The organism is Acerihabitans sp. TG2 (assembly GCF_035013185.1).
Classification (GTDB): domain Bacteria; phylum Pseudomonadota; class Gammaproteobacteria; order Enterobacterales; family Enterobacteriaceae; genus Acerihabitans.
In genome coordinates, this window is record NZ_JAYGJO010000032.1 from 40,931 (window position 1) to 47,032 (window position 6,102).

The 6,102-nt window shown below is 53.6% G+C and carries 5 protein-coding genes; 4 read left to right on the forward strand and 1 reads right to left on the reverse strand.

The genetic code is table 11. The features are described from left to right. Positions 1 to 231 precede the first annotated feature (231 nt). The 3 genes from gntK (at position 232) to edd (ending at position 3,031) form a co-directional block, all read left to right on the forward strand. The gene (gene gntK, locus SJI19_RS21225) at positions 232 to 768 is read left to right on the forward strand and encodes a gluconokinase (RefSeq protein ID WP_323480256.1); all 537 of its coding nucleotides are present in this window, start codon (positions 232 to 234) and stop codon (positions 766 to 768) included. A 72-nt stretch (positions 769 to 840) separates the two neighbouring features. Then, a complete protein-coding gene (locus SJI19_RS21230; protein ID WP_323480257.1) occupies positions 841 to 984 on the forward strand; it encodes a hypothetical protein in 144 nt (47 codons plus the stop codon). A gap of 232 nt (positions 985 to 1,216) precedes the next feature. Beyond that, positions 1,217 to 3,031 carry a phosphogluconate dehydratase gene (edd, locus tag SJI19_RS21235; protein ID WP_323480258.1) on the forward strand — a complete coding sequence of 605 codons (1,815 nt, stop codon included), beginning with the start codon at positions 1,217 to 1,219 and terminating at the stop codon, positions 3,029 to 3,031. 60 nt (positions 3,032 to 3,091) lie between these two features. Here edd and metA read toward each other — a convergent pair whose 3' ends face one another. Beyond that, positions 3,092 to 4,021, reverse strand: coding sequence for a homoserine O-acetyltransferase MetA (gene metA / locus SJI19_RS21240; RefSeq protein WP_323480259.1), 930 nt, complete (start codon positions 4,019 to 4,021; stop codon positions 3,092 to 3,094). A 293-nt stretch (positions 4,022 to 4,314) separates the two neighbouring features. Here metA and SJI19_RS21245 point away from each other — a divergent pair, with 293 nt between their 5' ends. After that, positions 4,315 to 5,538 (forward strand): PrpF domain-containing protein, encoded by a 1,224-nt coding sequence (locus SJI19_RS21245; protein WP_323480260.1) that lies wholly within the window; start codon positions 4,315 to 4,317, stop codon positions 5,536 to 5,538. The last annotated feature ends 564 nt before the right edge of the window (positions 5,539 to 6,102 follow it).

Below are 6,102 nucleotides of genomic sequence, written 5' to 3' on the forward strand. Positions count from 1 at the left end.
CATAAGTTAGCGCTTAACGAAGGCAGACGCACATGAGACTTTTTCAGCATACCGGCGTAAGGCAAAGACCGACGTGTGAATGTAAAATAAATGTATCACACAGCAAATGTTTTTGAAGTGGATCACATTTAAAGCGAAAAAAAAACGATGTTGGTGGCAAGCACGCGAAAAACCCGCATAATGTTACCGGTAACATCACTGGATTATATTACCTGGCCACGGAGCCTTAAAATGACAACTACACTAAACCACATCTACGTTTTAATGGGCGTTTCCGGCAGCGGTAAGTCTGTTGTCGCCAATGCCTTGGCCCGTGAGCTATCGGCCGCATTTTTGGACGGTGATTTTCTTCATCCTCGCGCCAACATCAATAAGATGGCAGCGGGACACGCCTTGAATGATGACGATCGCGCCCCTTGGTTGGCGGCCATTAACGATGCGGCCTTCGCTATGCAGCGTACCAACGCGGTATCCATTATCGTCTGCTCCGCGCTGAAAAAGTGTTACCGAGATCGTCTGCGCCAAGGCAACGATAACCTCACCTTTATCTATCTCAAAGGTGAGTACGAGGTGATTGAAGCGCGCATGAAAGCGCGTAAAGGGCATTTTTTCAAGACCCAGATGTTGGTCACCCAGTTCGATACGCTGGAAGAACCGGGCGCAGATGAGAAAGATGTCGCGATCATTAACATCGAACAACCGGTTGAGAACGTCATCGCTGATACGGTGAATTTCATCAAAAATAATGCTGCTCAACAGGGCGACTGATGGCAAGTAAAACGCGGTGATAGCTCAAGACACAACCTACCCGCCTATAATCGACATTGCACGAAAGCGCGCATGACCGGTTTTCGTCAGCGCCCCATTCCACGCCTGGTCTACAAGACCAGCGTGGGACGCCACTTCGGTCAGTCTGGTGAGTATTTTGTCTGGGGCTACACGCGCGCATTAACCGGTTTTCGGGTGTTTTTGTTTTATAGCTGAAACGATTCAATATAAAATTTTTTTAGCTAGGTCGACGGGTATGTACTTCGATTTAGCCGCCGGAAAATCGGCGCCACGCTAGCCAAACGATCGTCGGGCTCCCCCGCTACCTACACATCGTCATCATAAAAGCATCATGGGAGACAACCCGGCGGTCGGAAGATAAATTTCGCTATTCAGCGTAATAATGCCAAGTGTGGCAACGCTGAACTGTTCAAACTTAAGTGAGGCAATGATGAATTCTACCGTAGCCCGAGTGACGCAACGCGTCATCGACCGTTCCCAAGCCACCCGCAGCGCTTACCTGGCACACATTGATGCCGCTCGATCAAAAACGGTGCACCGCGCGCAACTGGCCTGCGGCAATCTGGCCCATGGGTTTGCCGCCTGCCAGCCCGGGGATAAAACCGCGCTCAAAAGCATGACCCACAGTGATATTGCCATTATCAATTCGTATAACGATATGCTGTCCGCCCATCAGCCTTATGAACACTATCCACAGCGCCTGAAAAACGCCTTGCATAGCGTTGGTGCAGTCGGCCAGATGGCCGCCGGCGTGCCGGCCATGTGCGATGGAGTGACCCAAGGACAGGACGGCATGGAGCTGTCGTTAATGAGCCGTGAAATCATCGCCATGTCAGCGGCGATTGGCCTGTCACATAACATGTTCGACGGCGCGTTGTACCTTGGCATCTGCGATAAAATCGTCCCCGGTCTGGTGATGGCGGCGCTCTCGTTTGGCCACCTACCGGCGGTATTTGTGCCTGCTGGCCCGATGCCCAGCGGTCTGCCGAACAAAGAGAAAGTCCGGATTCGCCAGCTTTATGCTGAGGGCAAGCTGGATCACAAGGATATGCTGGAAGCAGAAGCCGCGGCTTATCATAGCGCCGGTACTTGTACTTTTTACGGGACCGCCAACTCAAACCAGATGGTCATGGAAATGATGGGGCTGCATTTACCCGGCTCATCGTTTATCCAACCGAACACTGCGCTGCGTGACGCCTTAACGGATGCTGCCGCCGTTCAGGTTACCCGTTTGACCGAGAATAGCGGCAACTACCTGCCGATTGGCCGGTTGGTGGATGAAAAAGTGATCGTTAACGGTATCATTGGGTTATTAACTACCGGCGGATCCACCAACCACACCATGCATTTGGTGGCCATGGCCCGCGCCGCCGGCATTATCATCAACTGGGATGATTTCTCCGATTTATCCGACGTCGTCCCTTTATTGGCGCGTATTTATCCAAATGGCCCAGCGGATATTAATCAATTTCACGACGCGGGCGGCGTGCAACTGGTGATCCGTGAATTGCTCAAGGGCGGCTTATTGAATGAAGATGTCCACACCGTGGCGGGTTTTGGTTTAAGCCGCTACACCCTTGAGCCGTGGCTCGACGAAAACGCCCTTGCCTGGCGTGAAAGTACGCAGATATCCCTCGATCCCAAGGTGATAGCCAGTATCGACACGCCGTTTGAACACCACGGCGGCACCAAGGTGTTAGACGGCAATTTAGGGCGGGCGGTAATGAAAACGTCCGCAGTACCTCTTGCCAACCAGATTATCGAAGCGCCGGCGGTAGTGTTTGAAAGTCAGCACGATGTGGGACCAGCATTCGACGCCGGCAAGTTGAATAAAGACTGTGTCATCGTGGTGCGCTATCAGGGACCACGGGCCAATGGTATGCCTGAACTGCACAAACTGATGCCACCGCTGGGCGTACTACTGGACCGTGGTTATAAGATTGCCTTGGTGACCGATGGTCGTCTTTCCGGTGCGTCTGGGAAAGTCCCGTCGGCAATTCATGTAACTCCAGAAGCCTATACCGGGGGCCTGATGGCTAAAATGCGAACCGGGGATGTGGTGCGGGTGAACGGGGTGACCGGTGAGTTATCTTTGCTGGTGGACGACGCCGAGCTGGCGCAACGTGTCGTCACCGTGCCCGATTTAAGCGCTGAGCATATTGGCTGCGGGCGGGAACTGTTTGGTGCCTTGCGTAGCCAATTAAGTGGTGCGGAACAGGGTGCGAGCTGCATTCAGTTCTGATGTTCGCAAGATAGCATGCTGAGGCCTGCGAGGTGGCAGGCCTCGTCCCGTAGGGGACAATCACTCCAGGGTAGGGTTCATCTTCTTCAAATCGAATGGGGTGATCTGATAGACATAATAATTTAGCCAGTTGGCGAACAGTAAATGTCCGTGGCTACGCCAGCTGGCTTTAGGTGTCAGTTCAGGGTTGTCCTGGGGGAAATAGTTAACCGGAATGATGGGATTCAGGCCGGCGACGACATCGCGGTGATATTCGCCGGCCAAGGTTAATGCGTCATATTCCGGATGCCCGGTGACAAAGGCCAGCCGTTTATCCGCACTGGCAAACAGGTAAGCACCGGTTTGTTCTGATTCTGCCAGAATATCCAAATCCGTATGTTGGCGGATGATATCGGTGGGAAAATCCGCGTAACGGGAATGAGGCGCCAGGAAGGTCTCGTCAAAACCGCGGGTTAACAGTGCGTGGGGCATTAGGGTTTGATGCTGGTAAACCCCAGCCAGTTTATCTTTACGGGTCATCTTGGGGATATCATAAAGGATGTTCAACGCAGCCTGTACCGCCCAACAGACAAATAGCGTCGAGGTGACATGTTCTTTCGCCCATTGCAAAACGCGATCGATCTGCGGCCAGAAGATCACATCGCGAAAATCGACCAGCCCCAACGGGGCACCGGTGACCACCAATCCATCATAATTTTCGTTTTGAATATCGTCAAAATCACAATAGAACGTATTGAGGTGCGCGGCAGGCGTATTTTTCGATTCGTGACTATCAATCCGCAGTAGTTGTATATCGATTTGCAGCGGCGAATTCGACAATAGCCGTAGAAATTGGTTTTCCGTCTCGATTTTTTTCGGCATCAGATTGAGTATCAGCACTTTCAACGGTCGAATTTCCTGCGTACGGGCGCGGGAAGTTGTCATAACAAAGACATTTTCATTACGTAGAAAGTTTACGGCTGGTAACTCATCAAGAACCCGAATCGGCATAACCTTATAACCTCAAAACATACGTATAAACGTTTAGACATCCAGATGCCTGAAGATAACGCGTTTACGGGATAATGTCGAGTCTTCAACCGCTGATTGAAAATGTTTCATCTTGCTTATTATTGTTTTTTTTCCAGGCTGGTGTGGTGCGCATGCCATAGCCAATGCCTGTTTTCGAGGTGCGGCAGATACCGTGAATTACAATATAGCCGCGGCTAACGGTTATGCCAGGTAGACAACAGTAAACTTTTATGGATGATTGATAGCTCAAACGCGTTTTTAAGGAATTATCTGTGGCTAAACCTTCTCCCGCACCGCTCGCTCTTCGTTATGCCGCCGGTCAGTTTGAGTTTCCTGTCCATCATATGCGCGGAGGAACGTCGACCGGGTTGGTTCTGTGGGAAGGTCTTATGCCGGCATCACAGTTGCTCCGTGAGGAACTTCTGCGGCATTTAATGGGTGTGCCCTTGACAGGTGAATTACATGGGAATCGACAGATTACTGGCCTAGGACGCGGGACCGCCACCAGTAATAAGGTATTTCTTGCAAGAGTTGAAGAGGTAAATGGTCAGCGACGGATCGTCAGCACTCTGGCTCAACTTGCAGCAGGACATGGGCGTATTGATTGGAGCGTAAACTGCGGGAATATGTCATCGTCACTCCTGTTATGGGCCTTGGATGCAGGCATGATCACCGGGCAGGTAGAGGCCGACATTGCCAATACCAATACCGGGGTAGTCACCACAGCGCGTATGCAGGTTTCGCCGCATGGTCATTATGCGGTTGCTGAAATTCCAGGTGTTGATGGCGCCTATCCACGGGTTGATCTCTTTTTGCATGATCCCATGGGCAGCAAGACCGGCAGGATGTTGCCCACAGGCCGGGCATCTGACGAGGTTGCTGGCTGCACAGTATCTTGTGTTGATGTTGCCGTGCCGATGGTCATCGCCAATGCCGTCGATTTCGGCAAGACCGCACATGAGTCGACGGCCGAGCTTGAGGGAGATGCTGAATTCATACGTCAATTCCGGCACGTATGGATAGAAGCCGCGCTGCGTATGGGCCTTCGAAACAAGGATGGGGTCATCATGGGGCGGGAGGATATAGCACTCAGCGAGACACTCCCTAAAGCCTGTATTATCGGGCGACCAAAAAACGGTGGGCATCTGGCTGTCCGTTACTTTACGCCTCAGACGGTGCATGCGTCGATGGCGGTATCGGGCGGTTGCTGTCTGGCTGCGGCTGCACTCATTCCCGGTACGGTAGCCAATCATATTGCTCAGGGTGTACCCACTGTTTTACCTCAATTTAGCGATCTTGGCATTGGGATCGAAAATCCTGCAGGTATACTCGAAACAGTTATGGATGCACGCATGACCAATGATTTGCTTGAGATTCGTCGAGCCGCTTATCGGCGTAATACTCAAATTCTGTTGCGGGGTTATACGCCTATCTATCGGGCTTCAGATGCGCTGCTTGAAGCGCTTGACACCATCTATGTGAGCCAAAAAAAGTAGGCGGGTTTACTGGTGGATCTATCCGTGGGTCAGCACTTGGGGGGCGGCTTGGCGGGCCCCGAGTGCACCGGTGGGCGGCTGGTCCGGTCTAGCGTACCAGGGGGCGCTCGGGGGGCAGGAAAACCATGTCCGCTTCGACCCCCACGGTGCGCTCCCCCGGCCAGGCGCGTTTCGGTGTTCGCCAGCCTGGGCCGGATGTGCCCCGCTTGGCGGCTGGCGCGTGCGCCGGGGGGTGGACCGGTCTAGCGCACCAGGGGGCGCTCGGTTGGCCGGGAACACCACGGCCAATTCGACCCCCACGGTGCGCTCCCCGGCCAGGCGCGTTCCGGTGTTCACCAGCCTGGGCCGGATGTGCCCCGCTTGGCGGCTGGCGCGTGCGCCAGTGGGTGGACCGGTCTAGCGCACCAGGGGGCGCTCGGGCGGGCAGGAAAACCATGCCCGCTTCGACCCCCACGGTGCGCTCCCCGGCCAGGCGCGTTCCGGTATGGCCAGCCTAGCTCGGCATGCTAGAGCTAGGCCTATGTGGCTTCACGCGCCGTTAGACAGACGTGAAAAAGCCCTCTA